General features: G+C 70.7%; 3 protein-coding genes. All 3 read right to left on the minus strand.

The annotated features are described in order from the left end of the window. Positions 1 to 249: ATP-binding cassette domain-containing protein (locus A9X04_RS27125; RefSeq protein ID WP_156764556.1), on the minus strand; the 249-nt coding region annotated here is incomplete at its 3' end. A 26-nt stretch (positions 250 to 275) separates the two neighbouring features. After that, positions 276 to 1,511: a phosphoserine phosphatase SerB gene (gene serB, locus A9X04_RS27130; RefSeq protein WP_067927623.1), complete on the minus strand. Its 1,236-nt coding sequence runs from the start codon at positions 1,509 to 1,511 to the stop codon at positions 276 to 278. 24 nt (positions 1,512 to 1,535) lie between these two features. Beyond that, positions 1,536 to 1,709: hypothetical protein (locus A9X04_RS30655; protein WP_197509425.1), on the minus strand; the 174-nt coding region annotated here is incomplete at its 5' end.

Here is a 1,709-nt window from a genome sequence, read left to right on the forward strand (position 1 = left end):
GACGTCGACCCGGCCCAGCCGCTCCCCGAGCACGAACGCCACGCCCGACGAGGGGTGCTCGGCCGCCGCGGCCATCCGCAGCAACGACGTCTTGCCGGCACCGTTGGGGCCGACGATGACCCAGCGTTCGTCGAGCTCGACCTGCCAGTCCACCGGCCCGACGAGGACATGTCCGTCCCGCAGCAGTGAGACGTCGCGGAAGTCGATCAGCAGATCGGGGTCGGCTGCCTCCGTACCGATTTCGGGCACCCGACCATCGTGCCGTACCGCGGCCGCTACGCGTCGGGCGGGATCTCCACGCGGCGCACCTCGCCGTCCACCGCGTCGGCGGCCTCGATTTCGCCGCGGGTCACGCCTAGCAGAAACAGCACCGTGTCCAGGTAGGGGTGGCTCAGCGAGGCGTCGGCCACCTCCCGCAGGGCTGGCTTGGCGTTGAACGCCACCCCGAGCCCGGCCGCGGCCAGCATGTCGATGTCGTTGGCTCCGTCGCCGACGGCGACGGTCTGCGCCATCGGCACCCCGGCCCGCTCCGCGAAGTCCCGCAGCGCCGTGGCCTTGCCGGCGCGGTCGACGATCGGGCCGAGGACCCGCCCGGTGAGTTTGCCGTCGACGATCTCCAGGTCGTTGGCGGCGACGTAGTCCAACATCAGCTCCTCGGCCAACGGCTCGATGATCCCGCGGAAGCCGCCGGAAACCACACCGCAGTGAAAACCCAAGCGGCGCAACGTCCGCAGCGTGGTCCGGGCCCCGGGCATGAGCTCGAGCTGAGCGGCGACCTCGTCGATCACGGAGGCGGGCAGACCCGCCAGTGTGGCCACCCGCTGTTCGAGCGACTGCGCGAAATCCAGCTCGCCCCGCATGGCGGCCTCGGTGATGGCGGCGACCTTGCCCTCGGCACCCGCCCGGGCGGCCAGCATCTCGATGACCTCGCCCTGCACCAGCGTCGAGTCCACGTCGAATACGATCAGCCGCTTGGCCCGCCGCTCCAGGGTGTAGTCCTCGACCGCCACGTCGACGCGTTCCTCGGCCGACACCTGGTTCAGGGTGGTCCGCAGCGCGGCGTCCGACCCCGGCGGCACCGAGACGCGCAGCTCCAGACCGGTCACCGGGTAGTCGGAGACACCGCGGATGAGGTCGATGTTGACGCCCAGGCCGGCCACCGCCCGGGCCACCGCGCCGAACGCGCCAGCGGTGATGGGCCGGCCCAGCACGAAGATGGTGTGGGTGGAGGGATCTCGAATGATCGGAACGTCGTCGCTGCGCTCGATGCTGACGTCCAGCCCCACCCGGCGGATGGCCGATTCGACGTCACGGCGCAACTCGTCGCCGTCGGCGACGTCCGCCGGGCAGCACACCAGCACACCGAGCGTCAGGCGGTGCCGAATCACCACCTGTTCGACGTTGAGCAGCTCGACGCCGTGTGGGGAGAGCGCCTCGAAAAGGGCCGACGTGACGCCCGGTTGGTCCACTCCGGTGACGGTGATCAGCACCGACACCTTCGGTGTGCTCACTCGCGATAGCCGCCGATCAGGCCATCAGCTGCGAACCTGGACGTCGTCCAGCCTGGTGACGTCCTTGTCCGACGGCCCGTGTGCCCGGCCCACGTGCGCCTCGGCACGCAGCCGCTCCACCATGTGCGGGTAGTGCAGCTCGAAAGCCGGGCGCTCCGAACGGATCCGGGGCAGCTCGGTGAAGTTGTGCCGCGGCGG

This window comes from Mycobacterium sp. E3247, from assembly GCF_001667785.1.
In the GTDB taxonomy this organism is placed as follows: domain Bacteria; phylum Actinomycetota; class Actinomycetes; order Mycobacteriales; family Mycobacteriaceae; genus Mycobacterium.